The organism is Microbacterium sp. KSW4-4 (assembly GCF_023091185.1).
GTDB classification, from domain to species: Bacteria; Actinomycetota; Actinomycetes; order Actinomycetales; family Microbacteriaceae; genus Microbacterium; species Microbacterium paraoxydans.
The window spans coordinates 1256354-1281493 of sequence record NZ_JAHWXJ010000002.1 but is presented as its reverse complement, the minus strand read 5'-3'; the positions used below and the strand labels follow the sequence as shown (position 1 = coordinate 1281493).

22 protein-coding genes are annotated in these 25140 nt (G+C 72.0%); 10 read left to right on the top strand and 12 right to left on the bottom strand.

Annotated elements, in window-relative coordinates; translation table 11 throughout:
* The first annotated feature begins 48 nt into the window (after positions 1-48).
* A complete protein-coding gene (locus KZC57_RS15665; RefSeq protein WP_060923275.1) occupies positions 49-1374 on the top strand; it encodes a hypothetical protein in 1326 nt (441 codons plus the stop codon).
* A gap of 64 nt (positions 1375-1438) precedes the next feature.
* Here KZC57_RS15665 and hpf read toward each other — a convergent pair whose 3' ends face one another.
* From hpf to mtrA, 5 genes are all read right to left on the bottom strand, one after another.
* Entirely contained in the window at positions 1439-2095 is a 657-nt protein-coding gene (hpf, locus tag KZC57_RS15660) for a ribosome hibernation-promoting factor, HPF/YfiA family (protein WP_025103048.1), read from the bottom strand.
* Between the two features lie 131 nt (positions 2096-2226).
* Positions 2227-2874 carry a ComF family protein gene (locus tag KZC57_RS15655; protein ID WP_247642155.1) on the bottom strand — a complete coding sequence of 216 codons (648 nt, stop codon included), beginning with the start codon at positions 2872-2874 and terminating at the stop codon, positions 2227-2229.
* A gap of 91 nt (positions 2875-2965) precedes the next feature.
* Positions 2966-4684: an LpqB family beta-propeller domain-containing protein gene (locus KZC57_RS15650; RefSeq protein ID WP_247642154.1), complete on the bottom strand. Its 1719-nt coding sequence runs from the start codon at positions 4682-4684 to the stop codon at positions 2966-2968.
* Positions 4681-6360, bottom strand: a complete 1680-nt coding sequence (gene mtrB, locus KZC57_RS15645; protein ID WP_071328285.1) for an MtrAB system histidine kinase MtrB — start codon at positions 6358-6360, stop codon at positions 4681-4683. Before mtrB ends, KZC57_RS15650 begins: the two co-directional genes overlap by 4 nt.
* Positions 6361-6367: 7 nt before the next feature.
* Entirely contained in the window at positions 6368-7048 is a 681-nt protein-coding gene (gene mtrA, locus KZC57_RS15640; protein ID WP_025103044.1) for an MtrAB system response regulator MtrA, read from the bottom strand.
* Positions 7049-7143: 95 nt separating this feature from the next.
* Between mtrA and KZC57_RS15635 the strand changes: the two genes are divergently transcribed.
* From KZC57_RS15635 to KZC57_RS15615, 5 genes are all read left to right on the top strand, one after another.
* Positions 7144-8475, top strand: a complete 1332-nt coding sequence (locus tag KZC57_RS15635; RefSeq protein WP_247642153.1) for a glycerophosphoryl diester phosphodiesterase membrane domain-containing protein — start codon at positions 7144-7146, stop codon at positions 8473-8475.
* On the top strand, positions 8442-9113 hold the full coding sequence (locus KZC57_RS15630; protein ID WP_247642152.1) for a DUF4129 domain-containing protein: 672 nt from the start codon (positions 8442-8444) through the stop codon (positions 9111-9113). Before KZC57_RS15635 ends, KZC57_RS15630 begins: the two co-directional genes overlap by 34 nt.
* Positions 9110-10294: a DUF4350 domain-containing protein gene (locus KZC57_RS15625; RefSeq protein WP_247642151.1), complete on the top strand. Its 1185-nt coding sequence runs from the start codon at positions 9110-9112 to the stop codon at positions 10292-10294. The genes KZC57_RS15630 and KZC57_RS15625 overlap by 4 nt, the downstream gene beginning before the upstream one ends.
* Positions 10295-10391: 97 nt before the next feature.
* Positions 10392-11315: a MoxR family ATPase gene (locus KZC57_RS15620; RefSeq protein ID WP_231919692.1), complete on the top strand. Its 924-nt coding sequence runs from the start codon at positions 10392-10394 to the stop codon at positions 11313-11315.
* Positions 11316-12623: a DUF58 domain-containing protein gene (locus KZC57_RS15615; RefSeq protein ID WP_247642150.1), complete on the top strand. Its 1308-nt coding sequence runs from the start codon at positions 11316-11318 to the stop codon at positions 12621-12623. It begins immediately after the preceding gene.
* A gap of 16 nt (positions 12624-12639) precedes the next feature.
* On the opposite strand, the gene KZC57_RS15610 is transcribed toward KZC57_RS15615, so the two are convergent.
* Positions 12640-13632, bottom strand: coding sequence for a stage II sporulation protein M (locus KZC57_RS15610; RefSeq protein WP_105949559.1), 993 nt, complete (start codon positions 13630-13632; stop codon positions 12640-12642).
* Between the two features lie 16 nt (positions 13633-13648).
* On the opposite strand from KZC57_RS15610, the gene KZC57_RS15605 reads away from it, so the two are divergent.
* Positions 13649-14458, top strand: coding sequence for an RDD family protein (locus tag KZC57_RS15605; RefSeq protein WP_247642149.1), 810 nt, complete (start codon positions 13649-13651; stop codon positions 14456-14458).
* A gap of 29 nt (positions 14459-14487) precedes the next feature.
* Here KZC57_RS15605 and KZC57_RS15600 read toward each other — a convergent pair whose 3' ends face one another.
* Positions 14488-14694 (bottom strand): DUF3499 family protein, encoded by a 207-nt coding sequence (locus tag KZC57_RS15600; protein WP_025103036.1) that lies wholly within the window; start codon positions 14692-14694, stop codon positions 14488-14490.
* A gap of 78 nt (positions 14695-14772) precedes the next feature.
* Here KZC57_RS15600 and KZC57_RS15595 point away from each other — a divergent pair, with 78 nt between their 5' ends.
* The gene (locus KZC57_RS15595; protein WP_234024223.1) at positions 14773-15198 is read left to right on the top strand and encodes a hypothetical protein; all 426 of its coding nucleotides are present in this window, start codon (positions 14773-14775) and stop codon (positions 15196-15198) included.
* Positions 15199-15207: 9 nt separating this feature from the next.
* Here KZC57_RS15595 and KZC57_RS15590 read toward each other — a convergent pair whose 3' ends face one another.
* From KZC57_RS15590 to manA, 4 genes are all read right to left on the bottom strand, one after another.
* Positions 15208-16590, bottom strand: coding sequence for a DUF5719 family protein (locus tag KZC57_RS15590; protein ID WP_060921729.1), 1383 nt, complete (start codon positions 16588-16590; stop codon positions 15208-15210).
* On the bottom strand, positions 16587-19619 hold the full coding sequence (locus tag KZC57_RS15585; RefSeq protein ID WP_082750000.1) for a glycosyltransferase: 3033 nt from the start codon (positions 19617-19619) through the stop codon (positions 16587-16589). The genes KZC57_RS15590 and KZC57_RS15585 overlap by 4 nt, the downstream gene beginning before the upstream one ends.
* Positions 19620-19701: 82 nt before the next feature.
* Entirely contained in the window at positions 19702-20019 is a 318-nt protein-coding gene (locus KZC57_RS15580) for a WhiB family transcriptional regulator (protein WP_060921730.1), read from the bottom strand.
* Positions 20020-20180: 161 nt separating this feature from the next.
* On the bottom strand, positions 20181-21308 hold the full coding sequence (gene manA, locus KZC57_RS15575) for a mannose-6-phosphate isomerase, class I (RefSeq protein ID WP_247642148.1): 1128 nt from the start codon (positions 21306-21308) through the stop codon (positions 20181-20183).
* A 68-nt stretch (positions 21309-21376) separates the two neighbouring features.
* Here manA and KZC57_RS15570 point away from each other — a divergent pair, with 68 nt between their 5' ends.
* Together KZC57_RS15570 and KZC57_RS15565 are read left to right on the top strand one after the other, a co-directional pair.
* Positions 21377-22792 carry an O-antigen ligase gene (locus KZC57_RS15570; protein WP_217584415.1) on the top strand — a complete coding sequence of 472 codons (1416 nt, stop codon included), beginning with the start codon at positions 21377-21379 and terminating at the stop codon, positions 22790-22792.
* On the top strand, positions 22789-24087 hold the full coding sequence (locus tag KZC57_RS15565) for an O-antigen ligase (RefSeq protein ID WP_231919599.1): 1299 nt from the start codon (positions 22789-22791) through the stop codon (positions 24085-24087). Before KZC57_RS15570 ends, KZC57_RS15565 begins: the two co-directional genes overlap by 4 nt.
* 10 nt (positions 24088-24097) lie before the next feature.
* Here the strand turns inward: KZC57_RS15565 and galE are convergent, their stop codons facing one another.
* Positions 24098-25087, bottom strand: a complete 990-nt coding sequence (gene galE, locus KZC57_RS15560; RefSeq protein WP_060921733.1) for a UDP-glucose 4-epimerase GalE — start codon at positions 25085-25087, stop codon at positions 24098-24100.
* Positions 25088-25140 lie beyond the last annotated feature (53 nt).

The window sequence follows — 25140 nt, the reverse complement described above, 5'->3', positions numbered from 1 at the left end:
GAGCGGATGCTCAGCCCGCGCACGCGCCCGGGAAACTAGGATCGGCACATGGCTGGATTTTGGGGCAGACGCAAACGCGAACAGGAAGAACTCGCCGCACAGGACGCGGACCTCGCCCGGCGTGCGGAACAGGCACTCGTCGCCGCCGACGAGCGCATCCGTACCACCTCCGACGAGCTCGTCTTCGCGGAGGCCGAGCTCGGGGAGTCCCTGACCGCCGACCTCAAGGCCGCGCTGCTGTCGGTGCGCACGCACCTGCGCGAGGCCTTCCAGCTCCACCAGCTCAACCACGACGAGATCCCGGACACCGACGAGGAGCTGCGCACGCGGAACGCGCGCATCCTGCAGCTCTGCGACTGGGCCCAGGACCTCCTCGACGAGAAGACCACCGTGCTCGCGGAGTCCGTCGCGAAGGTGCGGCGCGCGCCCGAGATCATCGCCCAGGTCCGCGCGGACGCCGAGGCGCTGAGCGCCCGCATCCCGCAGACGGACGAGACGGTGTCCCGGCTGTCCGCGCGCTACTCCGACTCCGCCATGCATCAGATCACCGCCAGTGCGGCCGAGGCGGAGCAGCTGATCCGTTTCGCCACCCACAGCGCCGACATCTCGGAGCGCCGCCGCGCCGCGAAGCAGAACGAGGAGGCGAACCTCGCGCTGGAGACGGCCACCGAGGCGACGCGTCGCGCCGCTGCCCTGCTCGACGCGGTGGAGGACTTCGAGATCGAGGCCCTGCGCGCCGAGTCGACCCTGGCCGAGGTCATCGCCGACTCCCGCAACGACCTCATCGCCGCCCGGACCGCTCCCTCCACGCCCGCCGTGGCGGAGGCCGTCGCCCGACTGCAGGCGGCCCTGGCCGCGCTCACCCCCTCGGGCCAGCCCAACGACCCGTTCGCCGAGCTCTCGCGTCTGCGCGAGGCCAACGCCGGTCTCGACGAGGCGATCGCCACGGCCCGGCATCGTGCCGAGAATCCGCTGCCGAGCATCGCGCAGGTCCAGCACGCGATCGACGACGCCGACCGCCAGCTGGGCGTCGCCCGCGGGCTCATCGCCGGGCATCGCGGATGGATCGGCGCCGATGCGCGTACCCGTCTCGCCGAGGCGGAACGACTCCGCGTCGATCTCCCGGCCCTGCTTCCGGCCGAAGAGACCCGCGAGGCGGCGCTCGCCCAGGCCCGCCGGGTCGCGCACCTCGCCGCGGAGGCCCTCCAGCTCGCGCAGCGGGACATCGACTCGTCCCGCCCGCAGGACCAGGACTGGGGCGGCGGCTGGGGCGGCGGTCCGCGCCGCGGCGGCGGGATGGGTGGCGGCGATCTCGCCTCCGGCATCCTCGGCGGGCTCGTCATCGGCAGCATCCTCGACGGCATCTTCGACTGACGCCGTCCGGTCCCCGCACGAGAACGGCCCGACCCCCGCGGGGGTCGGGCCGTTCTCGGTCGTATCAGGAGGCGAGCGCCTCGGCGGGCGGAGCCTGCGTGCTCAGAGCGATGACTCCGTAGTCCCAGCCCTTGCGGCGGTAGACCACGCTCGGGTGGTCGGTGCGCGCATCGACGAAGAGGAAGAAGTCGTGCCCGACGAGCTCCATCCGGTCGACGGCCTCCTCCACCGTCATCCACTCCGCCTCGAAGCTCTTCGTGCGGATGACGACAGGCGAGTAGTCCTCCTCCTCCTCGCTCTGCACCGGGATGCTGCCGGTCGCGACCGCGTGCAGCACCTCAGCGGAGGCGGGCTGCACGTCGATGCCCTCGAGCGAACCGCTGCCCTTCTCGAAGTGCGGGCCGCGCGGATGCTGTCGTCCGTCGACGCGCTTCTCCTTCGCGCGGCGCAGCTGCTCCGTCATCTTGTCGATCGCGAGGTCGAGCGCCACGAACTTGTCGCCGTCGACGGCCTCGGCACGGACCACCGGGCCCTTGCCGACCAGCGTCAGCTCGACCGTCTCGTCCGGGATGCGCCCGTTGCGGTAGACCCGGTGCGTGACCTTCACGTCCAGTCGTTGCGCCTTGGCGGCGAGTGTCTGGATCTTGGCGATCTTCTCTTCGACGACGGTGCGGAAGCGATCGGTGATGCCCACTCCGACGCCCACGATGCTCGTTTCCATTGCTGCCTCCTTGTCCCGGTCCACCCGGCCAAGGGCGGACCGTGGTCGCCTTGTGACACCCCACCGTAGTCCGACCCGCGCCGGATGTCACGGCCTGAGACCCTGTGTCTCCGGTGAGTCTCCGATGAACCTCATCCGGATTCGGTCGGCGACGGCGTGGCGGCGAGCGCGACGGCCCCGACGACGACGAATCCGACGGCGGTGAGGGCTCGCGTGGACTCGTCGAGCGTGGCCCCCGTCGTCACCACGTCGTCCACCAGGACCGCAGGCGCACCGTGCCCCTGTCGGCGCGCGCGCATCGCCCCGCGGACGTTGTCGGACCTCGCCGCAGCAGGCAGCTCCCGCTGATCCCGCACGCGACGGGTGACGGCGAGGACGCGTTGCGGCTCCACGCCCGCGCGCCGCACCAGGAGCTCAGGCACGCGGTAGCCGCGCCGGCGGAACGCGGCCCGCGAAGTGGGGACGGGGATCACCCACGCCCCCGGCACGAGGGCGGGCAGGAGCACAGCGGCGAGTGCGGCGCCCAGCGGCCGGGCCAGCACGGTCTGCCCCGCTCCCTTCAGCCGCCGGATGCAGGAAGCGGCCGGGCCGTCCAAGACGAGGGCGGCTCGGACCCGCAGCCCGTCCGGGGTACGCACCTCCCGCGGCACGGGAGCGAGCGCGCCCAGGCAGGAGTCGCACAGCACGATACCGGGATGCTCGCACCCCGCGCAGCTCGCCGCGAGCAGCAACGCCCCGGTCTCCGCGGCGAGCGCGCCGATCCGTGTCGTGATCCCCATGCGGAGATCCTGCCGCCGGAAACGTGCTCGCGTGTCATCCCGTGGCAGCGGTGAGATCGATCGAGAGGGATCCCGTTCCGTGCAGGAAGGGTCATTCGCCGGCGCGTGTGGCGAGGACGGATACCTCTTCGGCGATCTCCCGCCACGCCGAACCGGCGTGCGCGAACAACTGCCCCGTGGTGTCCAGGATGCGCACGCCCGCAGGAGTCCTGGCACCGGCGATGGACGCGGCATCGCTGGGCGCGCTCTCCGCCGATGCCGGTCCGCCGACCGGCTGCACGATCAACCGGGGCGTCGTGGAGTCCGTGAGCACGGCAAGCCGATCGGGTCCCAGCCAGACGAGCCCGGTCGACGGCTCGGTGAGCTGGATGAGCTGTCGTACCTCACCGAGCTCTGTGGGCACCCCGGCGCCGTCCCGGACGATCGCCGCGACGACGACCCAGAGCTGGCCGCCGACGCGCACCACCGCCGCGACCCTGGCGCCGTCCGCGGCGACCCGGATGTCGGAGATGGCCGACGCGTTCGGCCACGCGCCGGCGACCTCGTGCCCGACGACGTCCGGGCCGACCGCGAGCAGTGCCTGTGGCGCTCCCGCGGGCACCGACCACACGTAGCCATAGGGATCGAGGGACGGCTGCACGAGACCCGGGCGCGCGTCCAGCTCGTTGCGGGCATCCTCGGTCGCCAGGTACACGTGGCCGTCGTTCAGCTGCAACGCGGCGGTCGCATCGTCCGCGGCCACGTCGATCGCCGAGATCGGCTGCGGAACGGCCTGGATCTGCGCACTGATCCCGGGGATCGACGCGATCTCGTCGCCGACGATGCGACCGAACCTGCCGTCCTTCAGCACGAGCGTCCCCGGCTCCGGCGTGGTGCCCACGACGTCGACGACCCCCGCATCGAGCGCTCGGCCGTCGACGCTGAAACGCACCTGGGTGACGTTCACCCCCGCGGCCTTCAGAGTGGCTTGCAGCTGTGTGCGCATCCGGGCCAGGGTGGTGTCGTCCAGGCTCGCCGCGGGGCGCGTCAACGCCACCTCCGCCGCCTGCCCCGTGATCAGCACCGCGTCCTGGGCCAGCTGGACGTCTGCGGGGAAAGCCGTCTGCACAGCCGGATCGAGCCACTCCGCCGGCGTCCCGCTGACGAGTGCCTGCGTGACGGTCGTCGCCGGACTCTGGCGCCGCGGGAACCATCGCATGTCCGGGACCAGCCGCGACCAGCGCGCATCGAACCATTGCAGCGAGTATCCCTCGAACACGTTCGGGAACCTGCTCTGGTCGATCACCACGCCGTCCGGTGCCTCGGTGATCCGCCACTCGCCGTCCTCGCCACGGGCGAGAGCGAACGGCACGCTCGAATCGCCGGGGGCGCCGCTGTACGCCCCGGAGTCGTCGACGCTCGCGACCAGCTCGAGCAGGACCTGGACCTCGGCCTCCTCGGCGTCTTCGACCTGGTCGTCGGCGAGGTCGGAGGTGAACGTGCGGGCTTCCGGCCCGGCGTCGATGGAAACCCCCGCCGAAGGCCGCCAGCTGCGCTGCAGCGGCGGGGCCAGGAACTCTCGGGCCGTCGCCCAGTTGTCTGAGGTGGTGATGCCGGCTTCGAGGAACCCCTCCACGATCTCTTCCGGCCCCGCCCCCGCCACGGGACCGGAGGCCACCGGGAGCACATCGACGTCGTCAGGCGACTCCCCCAGCTCCAGTCCGACGGCGACGTCTCCGCTCGTCGGCAGCCCGGCGCACGCGGGAAGCAGGAGCGCGACCAACGCCAGTGCGGCGCCACGGACGAATCGACTCCTCGTGCGCGTGCTCATGACTGATCCTTCCCGTCGAGCAGATCGGAGTACGCCTCGGCGATGGAGATCGGCTGCGTGGCATCGCCGAGTTCGGCGAGCGGCTCCTGCGGCTCCACCGGGATCGGGCTCGGACCGTCCAGCACTCCGTCGTGGCGCGGGATGGTGAGCACGAAGTGCGAGCCGACGCCGAGCTCCGACCAGACCGCCAGGGTCCCGCCGTGCAGCGTGGCGTCGCCGAGGGCGATCGACAGACCGAGCCCCGTGCCGCCGATGGTGCGCTGACGCGACGGATCGGCCCGCCAGAAACGATCGAACACCCGTTCCGCGTCCCCGGGGTCCATGCCGAGCCCGAAGTCGCGGACACCCGCCGCCACCGCGTGCTGGTTGCTGTCCACCGTGACGACGACCGGGCGTCCCTCTCCATGCTCGATCGCGTTGCCGATGAGATTGCGCAGCACCCGCCGCACGCGGCGCGGGTCCATGTCCACCGGCGAGTAACCCCCCGGCGCCACCAGACGGACCTCCGTGCCGTGTCCTTCCGCGAGCGGCCGCATCTGCTCGATGACGTCCTCGGCGAGCTGCGCGAGACTCGTCGCCTCCAGCTCGAGCTGCACGGACCCCGCGTCGTAGCGGCTGATCTCCAGCAGGTCGGCCAGAAGCGTGTCGAACCGCTGCACCTGCGCGTGCAGGAGCTCGGCGGTGCGTGCGGTCGTGGGGTCGAACTCGTCGCGCTGGTCGTTGAGCATGTCTGCGGCGAGGCGGATCGTCGTCAGCGGGGTCCTCAGCTCGTGCGACACGTCGGACACGAAGCGCTGCTGGACCATGGACAGCTCGCCGAGCTCCTTGATCTGCGCCTCGATGCTGTCGGCCATCGCATTGAAGGAGCGGCCGAGGGTCGCGAGCTCGTCCTCGCCGTGCACCTCCAGCCGCACCCCGAGATCGCCCGCCGCGAGCCGTGCGCTCGTCTCCGCTGCCTGGACGATCGGAGTGGACACCGTCCGCAGCACGATCCAGGAGATGGCCGCGACGATGGCCACCAGCCCGATCCCGGCGATCCACAGGGTGCGCTGCACGAAGACGAGGGTCTGGTCGGCATCGGCGAGGTCGTAGGCGAAGTAGATCTCGAAGGATCCGGCCTGCGGCACCTGGAGCTGCTGCCCCACGACGATGCCCGGCACCACGCCGCCGTCCTCCGTGGGCAGGGCGACGGACTGCCAGGCCTGCCGGTCGTCGAACTCGCGGACCCTGGCCTGCAGCTCGGGGCTCAGCAGATCCGGCGTGAGTCCGGCGGTGAACCCGTTGAGCCGGACCGCCCCCGAGCCGTCCTGGATCTTGAAGCCGGCGAGCAGGTCGGCACTCGACGTACGGGAGAGGGTGTCGGGGATGCCGTTCCACAGATCGGTCAGAGCGGCGGGATCGTCGCCCACCTCCGCCACGTCCAGGAGCGACTGTGCCTGGTCCACTGCTCGCCGTGCGTCCTCCAGCGCGACGTTCTTCCGGGACACGAAGAGGTCGTTCTGGATGACGAGCGCCATCGTGACGCACGTGATGAAGATCGCCAGCGACGTGGCGACCAGGGTGATCGCGAGCGTGCGGAACCGGAGCGAGCGTCGCCACAGCGCCGCCAGCACGTCCGGCCAACCGCGCCAGTCGCGGAGGACGGCGACGGCCGTGGTCGCTGTCGTCGCGGCCATGGGGTCCCTAGGTGACGCTGCCGGCGCGGTAGCCCACGCCGCGGACCGTCATGACGATCTTGGGGTTGTCCGGGTCGAGCTCCACCTTCGCCCGCAGGCGCTGCACGTGCACGTTCACGAGCCGGGTGTCGGCCTTGTAGTGGTAGCCCCAGACCTGCTCGAGGAGCATCTCCCGGGAGAACACCTGCTGCGGTTTGGAGGCGAGGGCCACGAGGAGCTGGAACTCCAGAGGAGTGAGGGCGATCGGGGTCGTCCCGCGGCGCACCTCGTGCGCGTCCACGTCGACGGTGAGGTCGCCGATCCGCAGCTGCTCGCTGGAGGCCTGCGGCGTCGGCCGCAGCCGGGTGCGGATGCGGGCCACGAGCTCCTTGGGATTGAACGGCTTGACCATGTAGTCGTCGGCGCCGACCTCGAGACCGCGCACCACGTCTGCCGTGTCGCTGCGTGCCGTCAGCATGATGATCGGCACCCCCGACTCGGCGCGGATCCGCGTGCAGATCTCGATGCCGTCCATACCGGGGAGCATCAGGTCGAGGAGCACCAGGTCGGGACGCTGCGCGCGCCACTCGTCGACGGCGCGCGCGCCGTCCGCGCAGAACACCGGCTCGAATCCCTCCGTGCGCAGCACGATGCCGATCATCTCGGCGAGCGCGGTGTCGTCGTCGACCACAAGGATGCGTGAGGTCATAACTGTTACCTTATGGCACCGAGTCCCGCCCTCCGCAGGTCTGCGCCTCAGCGCGAGGATATGACACGATGGGAGCGCACGACGGAGGGAGGCCCGTGAGCGGCCAGACGTGGACCCCAGCTCCCCGGAAGGGCATCATCCCCCTTCACCCGCTGACCTTCGGCATGCTGCTGGGCAAGGCCTTCGCGGCGCTGCGGCACAACCCGAAGGTCCTGTTCGGGTTCGCCGTCGTCATCCAGCTCATCGTGGTCATCGCCACGGCCGGGGTGATGGGCGTCGTCCTGTTCACGACGTTCTCCCGGTTGGAGACGGTCTCCCCCTCCTCCCCCGACTTCGAGGCCGTGTTCGCCGGCACGATCGCCATCAACCTCCTCGCCGGACTCCTCGTCGGGCTCGCGTCCATCGCGTTCACCGCGATCATGCAGGGCGTCGTGGCCGCCGAGATCGGCTACGCCACGGTCGGCGTCAAGGCCACGCTGCGCATGCTGTGGCGCCGGATGGCCCCGGCGTTCTGGCGGCTCGCGGGTTTCGCGTCCCTCTCGGTGGTCGCCCTCTTCGGCGGCCTCGCGATCGTCGCGGGCGTCATCGGCGCGCTCATCGCCGGCGGCCTCGGCGGCACCCCGGAGATGATCGGCATCGTCGTGCTCGTCGTGGTCCTCCTGGGCCTGGCCGCGATCCCGCTCACCGTGTGGCTGTCGACCAAGCTGCTGCTCGTCCCCTCGATCCTCGTGCTGGAGCGCGCCCGCTTCCGCGAGGCGTTCGTGCGTTCCTGGCGCCTGACCCGCGGCCGCTTCTGGGTCGCATTCGGCGTGACGTTCCTCATCAGCCTGATCATGGGCCTGGCGATGCAGGTGGTCAGCTTCCCGACCGCCATGCTCTCCTCGTTCCTCGGCACCGTCATCGCGCCGACCGGCGCCAGTGAGCCGAGCGCGGTGGTCGGGTACGTCTTCGCCCTCCTCGCCCCGCAGGTTCTCCTGCTGATCCTGCAGGCGATCGCCATCGTCGTGCAGAGCACCGGCGGCGTGCTCGTCTACCTCGACTGCCGGATGCGCTACGAGGGTCTGGACCAGGCCCTCCTCTCCCATGTCGAGCGCCGCGACCTCGGCGTCCCCGAGGAGCAGCTCGGCGATCCGTTCGCGGTCGATCCCTCGCGAGCAGTCACCAGTGCTCCCCCGCCGCGCCAGGTGCCGGAGCACGTCATGATGACGCAGGCGTACGGTGCCCCCGGATACGGCACCCCCGGGTACGGTCCCGCGGCTTACGGTCCCCCCGGGTACGCGCCGCCGCCCGCGCCCGGCGCGCAGACGGCGCCGGCCGCTCCCCCCGCTTTCGCTCCGCCGCCCCCGCCCGCACCGGCGCCTCCGGCCTCACCCCCCGCCGAGGCGGGAGGCGGATGGACGGCTCCGGGCAGCCCCCCGCAGCCATGATGCGGCGCTTCGACGACGTCTTCGTCCCGGACGGGGACGAGGCACGACGCTGGGCCGAGGAGGAGCTGTCCAACCCGCGGTACGCGGACGCCAAGCCGACCTGGTTCGATCTGCTCGCCCGCGATGTGATGCGATTCCTCACCGACCTCTTCAGCGGGGACAACGGGGCGAACGTCGGCCCGACCGCACTCATCGTCGTCACGGTCCTCATCGCCGCGGCCCTGGTCACCGCGCTGATCGTCTGGGGACGACCCCGACGGTCGCGAGCGGTCCGCCGCCCCCAGGGAGACCTGCTCGGCGCCGCCGACGATCGCAGCGCCGCGCAGCTCCGCGCCGATGCCGAGCGCAGCGCACGCCAGCAGGACTGGGACACCGCCGTCGTGCTCCGGTATCGCGCGATCGCCCGCAACCTGCTCGAGCGCGACCTCATCGATCCGGCGCCCGGCGCGACCGCACAATCGCTCGCCCGCTCCGCGAGCGCGGTGTTCGCCGATGAGGCGGACGCCCTCCGGCACGCCGCCGCATGCTTCGACGATGTGCGCTATCTCCGGCACCCGGCCACCGAGGACGACTACCGGCACCTCGCTGCGACCGACGAGCGCCTCCGTGCCCGCCGCCCCGAGGAGGTGCCCGCATGACGACGACCGCACCCGACCTCGCCGCCGGCGGCACCGCCGAGCGTCCGCGGCGTCGCACCGCCTCCGTCCTCGGATGGCTCCTCGTCGCGGCACTCGTGATCACGGTCGCCCTCGCGGCCTCCCAGCTCGCGGCGAGCGGACCCGGCGCGCGCGGCACCCTCGATCCGGAGAGCCGCTCGGAAACCGGCGCTCTCGCGCTGGCCGAGATCCTGCGGGATCAGGGGGTCGAGGTGGAGGTCGTCCGCTCCCGGGCCGCAGCCGTCGCCGCTCTCGACGCGGACAGCACCCTTGTCCTGACCAACCCCTACACCCTCTCGGACGACGCGCTGGCCGATCTCCTCGCCCCGGCCGACCGTGTCGTCTTCCTCTCCACCGGGACGCACCTGCTGAGCGAGCTCGCCATCGGTGAGAACGCCTCCGGCCCGGCGTCGCCGCGATCAGCCGGGTGCGCCATGCCCGCCTTCGCCGAGGTCGGCGACATCCGCCCCGATCGGCTCTTCACCCCCGCCGACGGCGTCACCGGCTGCTTCGGCGAAGACGGCGCCGCGGCCGTCCTCGTCGACGAGAGGAACGGATACCGCGCGGTCGTCGAGGGAGTGAAGCTGTTCAGCAACGCGGCTCTCGCCGAAGACGGCAACGCCGCGCTCGCCCTCGCCCTGCTCGGGCAGACCGACCGGGTCGTCTGGTACGTGCCTTCCTTCGAAGACACCGATATCGAGACCTCCTCCCCCGACACCCTCGGCACGCTCACCCCCGAATGGGTCACGCCGGCGATCCTGCTGCTGCTCACCGCCGGCCTCGCCGTCGCAGTCGCCCGAGGCCGGCGATTCGGTCCGCTCGTCGCCGAGACGCTCCCCGTCACCGTGCGTGCGTCGGAGACCATGCACGGACGCGCCCGCCTCACCGCCAGGGCCGCCGACGCCCCGCACGCCGCCGAAGCGCTCCGAGAAGGCACCCGAAGACGACTCGCGCGACGTCTCGGGCTGGCCGTGCATGCGGACGCCGACGAGATCGCCGACGCCGCCGCCGATCGCCTCCGGATCCCCCGCGGCACACTGCAGAGTCTTCTGGCGGGGCCGCCGCCCGGCGATGACGCTGCGCTCGTCGCCCTCGCCCGACGCCTGGACGAGCTGGAGACAGCCGTGGAGACGAGCACACAGTCCCCGGGAAGCCGCTCATGAGCATCCGTCCACCCCGCATCCCTTTCACGACCGAAGCCGAGGAGACCCCGTGACCGACGAGAACAGTCCCGCCGACGACGCCGCGCTGCGGCAGGCCATGCACCGCGTCCGCACCGAGGTCGACAAAGCGGTGGTGGGCCAGGCCGGCACGGTCACCGGCCTGCTGGTGTCGCTCCTGGCCCGCGGCCACGTGCTGCTGGAAGGGGTGCCGGGGGTGGCGAAGACCCTCGTCGTGCGCTCGTTCGCACGCGCATTGGGCCTCGACACCAAGCGGGTGCAGTTCACGCCCGACCTGATGCCGGGTGACGTCACGGGGTCTCTCGTCTATGACGCCCGGACCGGGGAGTTCGACTTCCGCGCGGGACCGGTCTTCACCCACATCCTGCTGGCGGACGAGATCAACCGCACTCCGCCGAAGACCCAGGCGGCGCTCCTGGAGGCGATGGAGGAACGCCAGGTCTCGGCGGACGGCGTGAGCCGCGCGCTGCCCGATCCCTTCCTCGTCGCCGCGACGCAGAACCCGATCGAGCACGAGGGGACGTATTCGCTGCCGGAGGCCCAGCTCGACCGCTTCCTGATGAAGCTCGTGGTCGGCATGCCGGAACGCGATGCCGAGGTGGCCGTGCTCCGGCGCCATGCGCAAGGCTTCTCCCCGCGCGAACTCACGGGAGTGGAGGCGGTGATCGGCGCCGACGAGATCCGCGCCGCCCAGCGCGCCGCAGCCCGGGTGGACGTGACCGACGACGTCCTCGGCTATGTGGTCGATCTGGCCCGGGCGACCCGGCAGTCGCCATCCGTGGAGCTCGGCGCCAGCCCGCGCGCCTCGACAGGCCTCCTCGCCGCGGCGAAGGCCTGGGCGTGGCTGAACGCCTCCACCGCTGTGACCCCGGACCACGTCCAGACGATGCTCGTCCCGGTGTGGCGGCATCGCCTGCAGCTCCGCCCCGACGCCCAGATGGAGGGCGTGTCCGCGGACGCCGTGCTGACGTCGGTGGTCCAGCAGACCCGGGTGCCGATCTAGGTGTTCGTCACGGGCCGTCTCGCCGTCGCCCTCGCCGTCGGCATCGTGCCGCTGGTCCTCGCCGGACTGGCGGGCTTCCCACCCTACGCCGTCCTGGGCGGGTGGATCGGTCTCTGCGTCCTCCTCGTCGCCGTCGATCTCGTCTTCGCAGGCGACCCGCGCGCGGCGACCGTCACCCGTCGTGTCCCGTCGCGCGCGCGCCTCGGCGAGTTGATCCCGGTCAGCGTGGCGGTGCAGAACCGGGGGACGCGGATGCTCGACGTCCTCCTCCGCGACGCCTGGCAGCCCACCGCGGGAGCGCCATCCGAGCGGCAGCACCTGCGCATCCCGCCCGGCGAACGACGGCGGGTGGACATCCCCCTGCGTCCGCGGCGCCGGGGCGAACTCGTCAGTGCCTTCGTCGCGCTCCGTTCCCGAGGGCCCCTGGGGCTCGCCGGCCGACAGGCGCAGCACCCCGTCCGCGGCGCGATCCGCGTGCTCCCCGCCTTCACCTCGCGCAAGCATCTGCCCTCCCGGTTGGCGCGCCTGCGCGAGCTCGACGGCAACACGAGCATCCAGGTCCGCGGCCAGGGCACCGAGTTCGACTCGCTGCGCGAGTACGTCCGCGGGGACGACGTGCGCTCCATCGACTGGCGGGCGACGGCGCGGGCGGGCTCGACGATGCTCCGCACGTGGCGTCCCGAGCGGGACCGGCATGTGGTCCTCATCGTCGACACCGGGCGCACGGCCGCCGCCAGGGTCGGTGACGGCACGCGGCTCGATGCGGCGTTGGAGGCGGCGCTCCTGCTGTCGGCGCTCGCCGCACGGGCGGGGGATCACGTCCACCTCCTCATGCACGACAGGGTCACCCGGGCACGGGTGACCGGAGTGGACGGCGCCGCGCTCCTGCCCGCGCTCACCGATGCGATGGCTCCGGTGCACGCCCGCCTCGTCGACACGGACTGGCATGCGGCCTTCGCGGCGGTGCGCACGCTGACGACGCGGCCGTCCCTCGTCGTCGTGCTCACCGCTCAGGACGCGGCCGAGTCCGCCCGGGGCTTCCTCGGGGCCTTCCCGGACGCCTCGCGCGCGACGACGGTGCTCGTCGGGTCGGTGACCGATGACGGCATCGCCGCGCTGGCCCGCGCCCGAGGATCACGCGAGGACGTCTATCTCGCCGCCGCCGCCGAGCGCACGCTCCGGGACGCCGAGAACGTCGCGGACGCGATCCGTCGGGCCGGCGGCGAGGCCATCGCCGCGGACCCCGAAGACCTCCCGCCGCGGATCGCCGACCGCTACCTCGAGCTCAAGGCGGCGGGGCGGCTCTGACCGCGGACGCCGACCCTCACCCGGCGACGAGCCGCGGCGTGCCGGACTCGTACTCCACGAGATCACCGGTCTCGCCGCGACGAGAAGCGCGTCGGCCGATCACGAGCATGTAGATGAGGAAGACCGCGAGGGCCGCGGCACCGATGCCGATCTTGACCGGCCAGGGCAGGGCCCATCCGGTGACGAAACCCTCGACGAGTCCGGAGAGGAAGAGCGCGAACACGAGACCGAGGGCGACGGTGGCCAGCGCCCTGCCCTCCTCCGCGAGCGCCTCGCCGCGCGTGCGGTGGCCCGGGGCGACCCAGGCCCAGAACATGTGCAGACCGGCGGCCGCAGCGACGAAGATGCACGTCATCTCGAGCATGCCGTGCGGAAGGATGTACAGGACCATGAGGTCGGCCTTGTCGTGGACCGCCATGACCGCACCGGACGTGCCCAGCCCCATGGCGTTCTGCACGAGCATGTAGACGGGCCAGATGCCGGTCACCCCGAACAGCACGCACTGCATCGCGATCCAGGCGTTGTTCGTCCAGACCATGCCCATGAACACTGCTGCCGGGTTCTCGGTGTAGTACCCCGTGAAGCTCTCGTCGGCGTACTGCTGAAGGGCGTCGGGCGGCCCGAGAGTGGCGACGAGGGCGGGGTCGCTCGCGATCCAGGCCGCGGTGCCGACGGCGACGGCCACGAAGGCGAGAGCGATGACGAGGGTCGTCCACCGCAGCCGGTAGAGGGCTGCGGGCAGTTGGAGACGGAAGAACCGCGACGTCTGCGTGAGGATGCTGTCGGCAGCACCCGTGAGCCGGAGCCGCGCGCGCACGAGGATCGTGGAGAGGTAGGCGCCTTGCGGCGACTCCCCGACCGACGTCTTGAGCTCCGCGAGATCGGCCGAGGCGGCGCGGTACCGCACGATGAGCTCATCGACACCGGCGCCGTCCAGACGGGCGCGACTGAGGGTGTCCAACCGTTCCCATTCGGACCGGCGCGCATCGGTGAGGGCATCGGCATCCACCTGATTTACTGTACTCATGTCCGCGCAGATCGACGTCTCCGATGAGGTGCTCTCCGGGGAGGCGGTCGCGATCGACGTCCAGCCCGTGGGGTTCCTCCTTCGGGCGGCCGGGGCCGTCATCGACATGTTGCTCGGCTATGCCGTCTTCGTCGGGTCGATCCTCCTGCGCATCTGGCTCCTCGACATCGGCGTGCTCGACCCGGCGACCGACCGCATCGCCCTCGTGGCTTCCCTCGTCATCAGCTTCGTGATCCTGCCGATCACGATGGAGGTGGCGCTGAAGGGACGGAGCCTCGGAAAACTCGCCGTCGGCGGCAGGATCGTGCGGATGGACGGCGGAGCCGCCGGATTCCGCCACGCGTTCATCCGCGCGCTGCTCGGCGTCCTCGAGATCTACCTCACCTTCGGCGGCCTCGCCGTGCTCGTCGGCGCCTTCACGGCTCGATCCCAGCGGCTGGGCGACCTCGTCGCCGGCACGTACAGCCAGCGGGTGCGCACTCCGAAGCTGGTCACGCTCGCACCGGTGCTGCCTCCGCAGCTGACGGCGTGGGCACAGGTGGCCGATGTGGCGCGCCTTCCGGACCGACTCGCCCGGCGCATCTCGCAGTTCCTCGTGAGCGCTCCCCGCATGCTCCCGGCTGCGCGGGAGCGGGTAGCCCGCGATCTGCTCACCGAGGCCGCGCCCTTCATCTCCCCCCTACCGGCTGCGCCACCCGAGCTCGTCCTGATCGGTGTCACCGTTCTCCGGCGCGAGCGCGAACGCCGCGCGCTCGCCAACGCGGACCGGCGCGCGGAGCGCCTGACCGGTCGCCGTCTCAGCGTCTGACGGCCTCGCCGGTCAGGGGCGGTCCGCGCTCATGCGCGCAGCGCCTCGTGGCGGACGACGAGCCATCCCGCGGGGACCGAGAGCCGGTCGGCGTGCGGCGCGCAGAGGTCGTGCGCCTGCGGATCGTTCGCCGCGCCGAGCGGGCCGAGTGCGGCCATCTGGTCGCCGTAGTCATACGTGAGGGTGGCCACGGCCTCGCGCGCGCAGCCGACCTTCGAGCACAGTCGTCCGTCCATCCCCGTCAGCGTACGACTCCATCCGACCGCGGCGGCGGTGCCGCGCCGGAAGCGGCCGCTGCGCCTAGACTTTTCGACATGCCCCGTCGCCGTTCCGTCCCCGCCTCCGCCGCTCGCCGCGGTGCCAGGCACGGCCGACACGGCCGCCTCGGGCGCAGCGAGGTCGTCAAGCCTCCGCTCGCCCCTTTGGATGGGCGCATCGATCGCTTCGATCTCACCGTCGGCACCGCGGTCGAGTTCCTCCGCGGGACGTGGCCGGAGCTCCAGGACGTCCGGTTCGAGATCGGTGCGCTGCCGTCGTACGACGCCGACGGCGAGGTGCCGCGCTGGCATCTCGACCGTGAGCAGCGGAGGATCGTCCTCTTCCGCATCCCCATCGAACGCCTTCTTCCGCCCGGTCACGACGACGCCGCGCATCGACGGATGGCGATCGAGAGCGCTGTCTTCCGCGCGGCGGCCGAGTACGTGGGCCGGGAGCCGTGGGATCTCGGCCACGACCACTGATCCGGCTCGTCAGGGGTAGACGGTGATGGACGTCTCGACGCCAGGGGACGGCGGGACCGGGAGCACGGCAACGGCGCCCGGCGCGGTCATCGCGACGGCGGCATGCACCTCACCCGAAGGACGGAGCAGGTAGGTCGTCTCCGCCGCGACATCGAGCCCTCGGGTCTCCCCCGCCGGGATGACGATCTCCTGCGGCGACCCCCCGTCGACGGACGAGAGCGCGACGGTGGTGTCCTCGTCGGACGTGTTGGCCAGCTGGAGTCGCGGAGACGGACCGGACGGCACCGCGAACGCGACCTCCGCATCGATCTCGGGGGCGGGGGTGACCCACGCGAAGTCGGAATCCGCTCCGAAGCCGTCCTGCTGACGGACTCCCGCGATGACCGGGGCGTCGGCCTCGATCTCCACGGTGTACGTCCCGGGCTCGAGGCCGCTGAGCGAGACCTGGGCCGGCTCGTCCGCGGTCAGCGGCACCGTGAACTCGTCCAGACCGGCACCGCCGCCCTCGGCGGTCACGCGGACCTGGGCGACCGCGTCCGCGCCGGGAGCAAGCAGTCGCAGCACCGTCATGTCTCCCTGGTCCCCCGTCGCGGCGAACGCCTGCACGCCCGGGAGCACGACGCGCTGCTGGGGCCCGGGCACCGCTTCCTGCTGGTCGGCCCCCACCGGGTCGAGCACCTGCATCAGCGCGGACTGCAGGACGGCGCGGACCGGGGCCCCGACCGCGCTCACCTTGACGACGGGGATGTCGTTGCCTGCGGCGATGGAGGTCAGCGGCAGCGCCGTCTGCGTACGCGGAGGGACGATGACCGTACGACCGCCACGCGCCGATCCGTAGACCGCGAGGGTCACGGTCGCGGGGACGTCGGACGCGTTGGCGAGGAGAACTACATCCTCTGCTCCGGTGCCCACCGACCCTCCGACGAGCCACGACTCCAGCCGCGGGATCCCGCAGGGCGATGCTGCGAAGCCGGCGAGGTCGTCCGCGGCGAGGGTGGACGACTCGGCTCCCGCGATGAGCGGCGCCGTGCGTCCCTCCACGGCGCCGGTGAGCACGGGCACCTCCTGTCCGTCCACCAGATCCGGGACGGCGAGCCCCGCCTGCGACGGGACACCGCTCGTGCCCCCTGCCGTGAGTTCAGGAGTCGCCGCCCGGCGCATCTCCGACGGGGCGGCCGTGTTGCGACCGAGAGCGCGGAAATCGCCCGCGCACACCAGGACGCTGTCCCCCGGGAGCGGAGTCACCTGCTGCTGTGCCGGCTCGTGCGTCACTGTCGGCCAGGGGGCGTGCACGGCGGTCGCTACGCCCAGCACACAGGCCGCGGCGACCACGACTCCGGTGACGACGCGCGCACTGGTCGCGGCGACGCGGAACGCACGGTTGCCGGTCATCGGTGGTCCTCCTCGGTGCCGGTGCTTCCTCGGCTCTCGGCGGACGCACGGTCCTCGGTCGGAGCGCCGTCCGGCACGTCGTCATGGTCTTCGTCGGTCGGGTGCGCGTCGGCGATCGGGGCGAGCGCCTCGTCCGCCAGCGCGGGCTCGTCCTGCGGATCCTCGACGGTGCCGACCGGCGGCACGTCAGCCGCGTCTGGCACGGTGTCCTCCGCATGCCGCGGGAGCACCAGCGGCTCCTCCGGCGCCCTGCCGACGATCCGCGACTGCGCCCTCGCCGCCCGACGCGACGCGCGCGTCGGGATGGACAGGAGCAGCGCGGCGAGCAGGACCAGGAGCTGCACCGTCACGACGAGCCGGGCGGTGCCCTCCTGGGTCGCGCTCAGCGATGCCGACGCCGCCGGCTCGCCCTCGAGGCGCCAGAGGACTCCTCGATCCGTCGACCCGGCCTGCACAAGGCCGGCCCGTTGGTCGATCGCGGCTACGGACGCCGTGCGCAGTGTGCGTGCGCGATCCCCCTCGCCCGGCGCCTCCGCGAGGAGGACGTAGCTGATCCCCTGCGCGAGCAGTTCCGCCGGCGCGTCGAAGTCGCGGGCGGAGATGAGGTCGACGGCGAGAGTCGCGATGTCGGTCCCCTGCGGTTCGACCGCCGTCGAGAGCATCGTGGTCTGCGAGCCGAGGGTCTCGCTGGGACCGCGCACCACGACGACAGCGAGACCGCCGTCGTTCTGGGGCGTGAGGATGAGAGTGGAGATCGGCCGGTCCCCTGCCGCCTGGGCTCGCACATAGGCGGGAAGGGTGGACTCGGGGCCATTCGTCAGTGCGGAGCGGTCGGTGTGGAAGGCGGTGAGAGCAGGGACAGCGCACGCCACGAGGGCGAGGGCGGCCACCCCTGTGGCGGCGACGCGCAGGCGCGGCAGCGTGATCGCCGTGTCGAGCGTGATCGTCGCGGCACCCACGACGCCGATCCAGGCGAGGCTCAGACCGGTGCCGGGCCAGATCGGCACCGGGGTGCCCCCCGCGGCGGCGACGCTGATCCCGACGGCGAGAAAGGCGGTTGCCAGTCCGCTGAGCGCGACGACCAGCAGGGTGATGCCCGCCCGCCATCGAGGGGAGACGGCGGATCCCAGCGCGAGCAGCGCGAGCGGTGCGCAGAGCAGCGCCGCCCAGGTTCCGGGGACGACGCTCGCCCAGCCCGCCAGATCGTTCGTCGGGAAGCCCCCGGCGATCGCCAGGCGTCCGGCGGCGTCGGCCGACGCCTGCGGCCCCAGCCACGTCAGGCCGGGATCGGCGAGCAGACCGAGCGCGCTGCCGTGGGCGAGCTGCCAGAAGATCAGGGGAGCGAACAGCACCGCGGTGGGCAGGGGAAGCCAGAGCAGGCGGCCCGCACCTCGGAACTGCGCCGTGCCGAGCACGATCCCCAGAGCCACGACCCACAGCAGCGCGAGGGCCGGAGCCAGGACCGGTGCACAGGCGACGACCGCCGCCAGGAGCAGGGACGCACTGCCGGCCGCGCCCCAGGATCGGTGGGCGACCACCGCCGAGTGGAACAGCCACGGGAGCAGCAGGTGGACGAGCACGGCAGAAGGCCGCCCGTCCACGAGCGCGGTGAGGAAAGTCGGCGCGAGCGCCCACGCGATGCCGGCGAAGATACGCAGTCCGGCCCGATCGGTGACCCGGGTCGCGGCGAACCATCCGCCGAGGACGGCGAGCGGCAGCGCGAGGATCCACAGCAGCACCATCGCGAAGGACGGCGCGCCCGGCCACAGCGACCCCAGGACGGCGATGATCGCAGCGAACGGGTCCGCCGGTCCGACGAGATCGACGCCGATCCCGCGCAGACCCCATGCCGCGTCCTGCCACAACGCGCCGACGGTCTCACGCAAGGGAAGGAGGCCACCGCCTCCCAGCGCCGGCCAGGCCAGGAGACTCGTGAAGGAGGCGATGCTCACCACCAGCGCGGCCAGCACCGCCCAGGCTCCGCCCCCGGAGAAGAAGCGGAGTTCGCTGACGGCACCATGCTCGCTGCCGTGCCCGTCGTCGAGCCGGCGACGCAGTTGTGCGGGGGTGACGCGCAGCGGGGCGATGCTCGCCCAGGTGGAGGATCGGAACGAACGGATCCGGGCGCGCGATCGGGCGACGGCGCCGAAACGGACCATCGCGAGGAGAGCAGCCCCCCACTCCGGGAACACGGCCTCCGGCCGCTTGCCGATGAGATGGGTGAGGGAACGCCACAGCGCGAGCGGCAGGAACGTCAGCCAGTGCAGCGGCACGGCGGCGGCAGGCGCATAGGCGAGGCGGCGATGCAGCTGGGCGAGGCGGGTGACGAAGGCACGGCGCGCCCGTCCCGCCGGGAGCGCCGCAGGGCCGTCCGGAGCGGCGGAGACCCTCGCAGCCGGAGCGAGGACGACACGGCCGCCTCCGAGTCGCGCCCGCACGCCGAGGTCGAGGCCTTCGTCCGCACCCCCGAGGGCAGGATCGGGGCGAAGCGCCTCGCGCACCTCTCCGCGGATGAGCAGGCCCCGGATGTCGGCGCCGAGGGCGTCGTCCATCCGGTCGTGCTGGCCCTGGTCCAACTCCCCCGCCGCCAGCTCGACCGAGCGGCCGAACGTGGTCATGCTCACGCCCAAGGAGACGATCTCGCGCTCATTGTCGGTGGCGACGAGTTTCGGCGCGATGATCGCGGCGGACGGCGACCGCTCCAGCATGCCGGTGAGACGCTCCAGCGCACGCGGGTGCGGGGCGGTGTCCTGCGCGAGGATCCAGATCGCCGATCCGTCGAGGACGCGCGGGCGCGCCAGATCGAGGGCCTCGGCGAACGAGGTCGACGCGCGCGCCTCGATGATGCCCTCGACGGTGGCGGCGACGGCTTCGCTCTCCCGAGCGGTGGTGGCGTCGCCGCAGATGATCAGTGTGACGGCCGCGGGCGGGAGCGTCTGCGAGCGCACGGCGTCGAGCGTGCGGAGGAGCTGGGCGCGGGCGGAGGGGCCGGGGCGCGCGACGATGAGGGCATGAACTCGGGCTGGCATGACGTGGTCAGCCTATGCGGGGCGTCACGCCGGGATGCGCACCGCTCCCGGCGCGCCCGGGAAGCCGCGCCGCGAAGTCGGGTCAGCTGGCGCGACGCTTGAGCTTGCGCCGCTCGCGCTCGGAGAGACCGCCCCAGATGCCGAAGCGCTCGTCGTTGGCCAGCGCGTACTCGAGGCACTCGCCACGGACGTCGCACGCCGTGCAGATGCGCTTGGCGTCCCGCGTCGAGCCGCCCTTCTCCGGGAAGAACGCCTCGGGGTCGGTCTGCGAGCAGAGCGCATCGCTCTGCCAGGCGAGGGCGTTGTCGTCGTCCTGGTCGGACCGGCGGACCCCGGGGACACCGAGGTTGACTGGATCGACGAACCAGTTCTCCGGCACATCGGAACGGTAACCCGTCATCTCGACCTCCAACCCTTCAGAAACCGCCCCCCTGGCGGGCCGTGCTCACCTAATTACACCCGTGTCATTCGCTCGGGTCAAGTCGCGGATCGTAAACCCTCAAGCGATTCTTGAAGGTTCTTGGACGTTCCTCGGCGTGTCGCGGCCCCGGGGACGACGTCTCAGCGGCCGGGGGTCGCGACGAAGGCCTCACCCGCACCGGAGAGCGTGAGGGAGCGCTCGTCGGCGTCGGCGAACGCCGCCGTGCCGACCGGGACGGCGGTCTCCGCGCCGGACTCCGCGGTCACGTGGACGGAGCCGGCCGTGGCCAGCACCATGGTCGGGCCGGAGACGTCCAGGGTGACCGCCGCGCCATCGATCCGGACCCGTCGGAGGGCGAAGTCGGGCACGGGAACCGGGTACGTCGTCACGGCTTCGTCGCCCGTCTGCCGCAGCACCGGGACCTCGCCGGGGGTGGTGTCCAGCACGGCGAGCAGCTCGGGGACATCGATGCGCTTGGGGGTCAGACCACCGCGGAGCACGTTGTCGCTCGCCGCCATGATCTCCACGCCGAGGCCGGAGAGGTATGCGTGCAGCAGTCCGGCCCGCAGGAAGACGCCTTCGCCGCGGCGCAGTACCACGTGGTTCATGAGCAGGGCGACGACGACCCCCGGGTCGCCCGGCGAGGTCTCGGCGATCGCGGCCACGGCCCGCAGAGCCGGCTCCTCCTCCCCCGCCTCCCCGGCGGCGGTGCCGACGACGGCGGAGATGATCTCGTCGACGTGGCCCTGCGCCTGCCCTCCGAGCAGCCAGCCGATCGCGTCCCCGAGCGGGTCGCCCTCGCCCGAGAGCCGCTCCCTCAGGGCCCGCACGCCGGGGACGTCGTCGAGGGAGTCGAGAATTCGCAGGGTGTCCGCGACCGGACGCAGGCCGCTGAGCGACTCGAAGCGGTCGCTCAGGGCGACGATGAGCTCCGGCTTGTGGTTGGCGTCGCGGTAGTTCCGCCGCGGGTCGTCCAACGGCAGCGCGCTCTCCCGCACCCAGCCCTCCTCCGCCTGCTCCCTGGTCGGGTGCACCTGGATCGACAAGGGCCGCGCGGCGGCGAGGAGCTTCAGCAGGTACGGCAGCGAGCCCCCGGTCACCTCGTCCAGCGTCCCGCCGTCCGCGAGGTCGGCGGGATCGCCGGGGTGATCGCCGAACCACACCTCGGCCTCCGGCGCGCCCGTCGGGGTGCGGCCTTCGAGCTCGGCGAGGAGGGAGGACGATCCCCAGGCGTAGTCGCGGGGCACGTTGGTGAGGCTGCGCAGCATGCCCCCAGCGTAGAGCCCGGCGCCACGGACAGGTCGGATCCGGGCCCGTCGAGGTAGCCTGAGTCGCGATGGCCCAGTACACCAAGCACCCGGTGGCAGCCCCGCCCACCGCGCCAGAGCGCGAGTCCACGGGGCATCTCCTGCTGCGCGGATACGTCATCGCCGTCCTGTTCGTGGCCTTCGCGCATTCGGCGGTGTACAACCTCGTCGGCGAGATCGGGGCGGCGATCGTGCTCGCCCTCTTCAGCGCAGCCACCCTCGCGATCGGCGTCCCGATGCTCGCCAGGAAGCGCCCGCAGTCGTTCCGCTGGCGTCGGCTGCCGTGGGCGGCCATCGGCTACACGGCACTCGCCCTCCTCTCGGTCGCCTGGTCGCAGTGGCGCGTCCCCACCGTCGCCACGGGTGTGCTCCTGGCGGCCGTCACGGTGAACGGTCTGTTCATCGCACACGTGCTGACCTGGCACGAGATCGTGCGCGCCCTGTCGTCCGCCTTCAAATGGATCCTCGGCCTCTCCCTCGCCCTCGAGCTGTGGGTATCGCTGGTCCTCCATGGTCCCCTGCTGCCGAACTTCGCGGACATCCCCGACGGGAAGATCGACCCCCAGTGGTACTGGGTCCGCGACAACCTCTTCGACGGCGGACGCATCCAGGGCATCCTGGGCAACGCGAACCTGCTCGGCATCGTGTCACTGTTCGCGCTGATCACCTTCGGCGTGCTCTTCGCCGCTCGAGCCCGCTGGCGGACCACGCTCGCGCTGTGGATGCTCCTCGCGGCATACTTCCTCGTCCGCACCGCGTCGGCGACCGCGCTCGTGTGCGCCGCCGCGGCCGCCGTGGTCCTCGTCGTCGCCCTGCTGATGCGTCGAGCGGGCTCGCCGACCGCACGCACCCGGATCTACGTCGTCGCGATCGGCTCCACGGTCCTCGGCGGTCTCGCCGTGTGGCTGCTGCGCGAGCCCCTGCTCGGCCTCCTCGGCCGCAGCGCCGACCTCACCGGCCGCTCCGACAAGATCTGGGCGGCGGTGCTCGAACGGGTCGGCGAGCACCCCGTCATCGGCAACGGCTTCTCCAGCCCGTGGGTGCCCACGGACCCGGCTTTCGACGGCTGGATCGTCGACCATGGGATCACCGTGTTCCACGCCCACAACATGTGGCTGGACGTGCTGCTGCAGCTCGGCATCGTCGGCCTCGTGCTGATGGCCGTGGCCTACGCCAGCCTCCTGTGGCGCTCCTGGTTCTTCGCCGTCGACCGCCCCCGGTGGGACCTCGACGCGCGGCGCCCCTACTCCCCGCTCACGCTGCTGCCCAGCCTGTTCACCATCGTGCTGCTGGTGCAGGGGCTCACCGAGTCGACCCCCATCATGCTGTGGGGGTGGCTGCTCCTGGTGATGCTGTCGTTCAAGCTCAAATCGGTGCCGCTGGTGGGCGTCGGCGAGCGGGATCTCGTCTTCGAACGCGGCGCGACGCCGCGGCGGGTGCCGTGACGGCGGCGCACCCGTTCGCCCGGCTCCTCGGCTCGGCAGAGATGGCGCGGGCGTTCACGCTGGCGGCACTGACCGCCGTGTTCGGCTCGTTCGCGATCGGACGGATGACGTCGGCCGTCACCCTCGCCACCATCATCACGGCCCTGTGCCTGCTCGGCGCCGCGATCCTCTGGGTGCGGAGAGAGGAGCTGTCCCCGCTGCGCATCGCGCCGTCCTCGCTGCTGGCCTTCCTCGCCTGGGCGCTCGTGAGCCTGGTGTGGACGACCGACCGCTCCGACACGATCCTGGGCTGGCTCTCGCTCTTCGGCTACGCATTCCTCGCGATCACCATCGGACACATCCGCGACACGCTGCAGACCGTCCGCGCGCTGGGCGACACCCTCCGCGTCCTGCTCGGCATCTCCCTCGGCGTGGAGATCCTCTCGGGCGTGCTCCTCGACCTCCCGTTCGCCTTCCTGGACATCCAGGGCAATCTCGCCTCCGGCGGCCCGGTCCAGGGGCTGTTCGGCAGCCGGAACATGCTCGGCTTCATCGCCGTGCTCGCCCTGATCACCTTCGTGATCGAGTGGCGCACCCAATCCGTGGATCCGCCTCTCGCGGTGGTCTCCGTCGCCCTCGCCGGCGGGCTGGCCTTCCTGTCGTCCTCGCCGACGGTGCTCGTGCTGGCCGTCGCCGTCGGAATCGTCACGGTCGCGCTCACCATCGTCCGCCATACCGCCCCGGCCCGTCGGAACCTCGTGCAATGGACGTTGGGCGTCCTGGTCGCCCTCGCACTCACCGTCGCGTTCGCCCTGCGTCACCAGATCATCGCGCTGCTGGACGCCGGATCCGACTTCTCCATGCGGGCCGAGCTGTGGAACATGATCCTCGACTTCGTGGCCGTCAAGCCCATCACCGGATGGGGTTGGTTCGGCGACTGGGCCCGAGGAGAGTATCCGTTCACGTTCATCAACTTCCAGCTCGACGACCGGCATCAGAGCGCACTGAACGCCTTCTTCGACGTGCTGCTGCAGCTCGGCGCGGCAGGGTTGGTGCTGTTCCTCCTGCTCGGCGGCATCGCGCTGATCCGCTCCTGGCTGGTCGCGAGCGTCCGCCGCTCCGTCGTCTACGCCTGGACGCCGATCACGCTCGTGACGCTCGCGGTGGACTCGATGTTCGAGAGCTTCACCCTCGTCGGCGCCGGGTGGTTCATGCTCGCCCTGTGCGCCCTGCGCGCCGGGCAGTCCCGCTCGTGGCGCGAGAACATCGACGCCGCGCATACCGGCGCCATCCCCACACTGCGCCCGCAGGAGTGACGGCGTGCCGTCAGCGGACGGTGGGGAGCTTCTGCGCCCAGGCGAGGGCGTCGCGGACGCCGTCGTCGACGGAGCGCTCCGCACGCCACCCCAGCACCTCGCGCGCCCGCTCCACGATCGCGAAGGCGCCGGCCTGGTCCCCGGGCCGGCGATCGGTCTCGACGACGGGCAGCGGGTCCCCGGTCACCCTCTCGAAGGCCCGTACCAGCTCGCGGACCGTGACACCGTCGCCGGTGCCCAGGTTGATCACCTGATACGGCTGCTCCGGCGTCGCGACATCGTCGAACCGGGTCACCGCCGCGACGTGCGCGAGCGCGAGGTCCCAGACGTGGATGTAGTCCCGCAGGCCCGATCCGTCGCGGGTCGCCCAGTCGGTGCCGGTGATCGTGAACGGCTCCCCCGCCGCCCGCGCCTGCATGATCTTGCCGAGCGCGTGCGACGGAGTCGGGTTCTGCAGTCCGGTCCGCAGCTGCGGGTCGGCGCCGATCGGGTTGAAGTAGCGGAGCGCGATGGCGCGGAAGTCGCCGGCCGCTGCGGCGTCGGCGAGGATCTGCTCGACCATCGCCTTGGTGGTCGCATAGGGGCTCGAGGGGGCGAGCCGCCCGCTCTCGTCGACCCCGTCCCCCGTCTCCCCCGCGTAGATCGAGGCGGAGGAGCTGAACACGATGCGCCCGATCCCGGCGTCCCGGAGGCGGCGGAGGAGCGTGATCGTCTTGCCGACGTTGCTGTCGTAGTAGCCGAGCGGATCGGCGACGGACTCGGGCACGACGATCCGGGCGGCGCAGTGCACGACGGCATCGATGTCGGGGTGGTCCGTCAGCAGCCGGTCGAGGACGGCGGCGTCGGCGATGTCGCCGACGTAGAGGTTGCGTCCCTCGCCGAAAGCCGCCAGCCCGGTGGACAGATCGTCGAGCACCACGACCTGGATCCCGGCCTCGATGCACGCCGTCGCCACGGTCGATCCGATGTAGCCGGCCCCGCCGGTGATCAGTACCTTCATCGCGGTCAGTCTAGCCAGCCACGCCGAGCGCAGGGGATCGGCTCTCCGCAGAT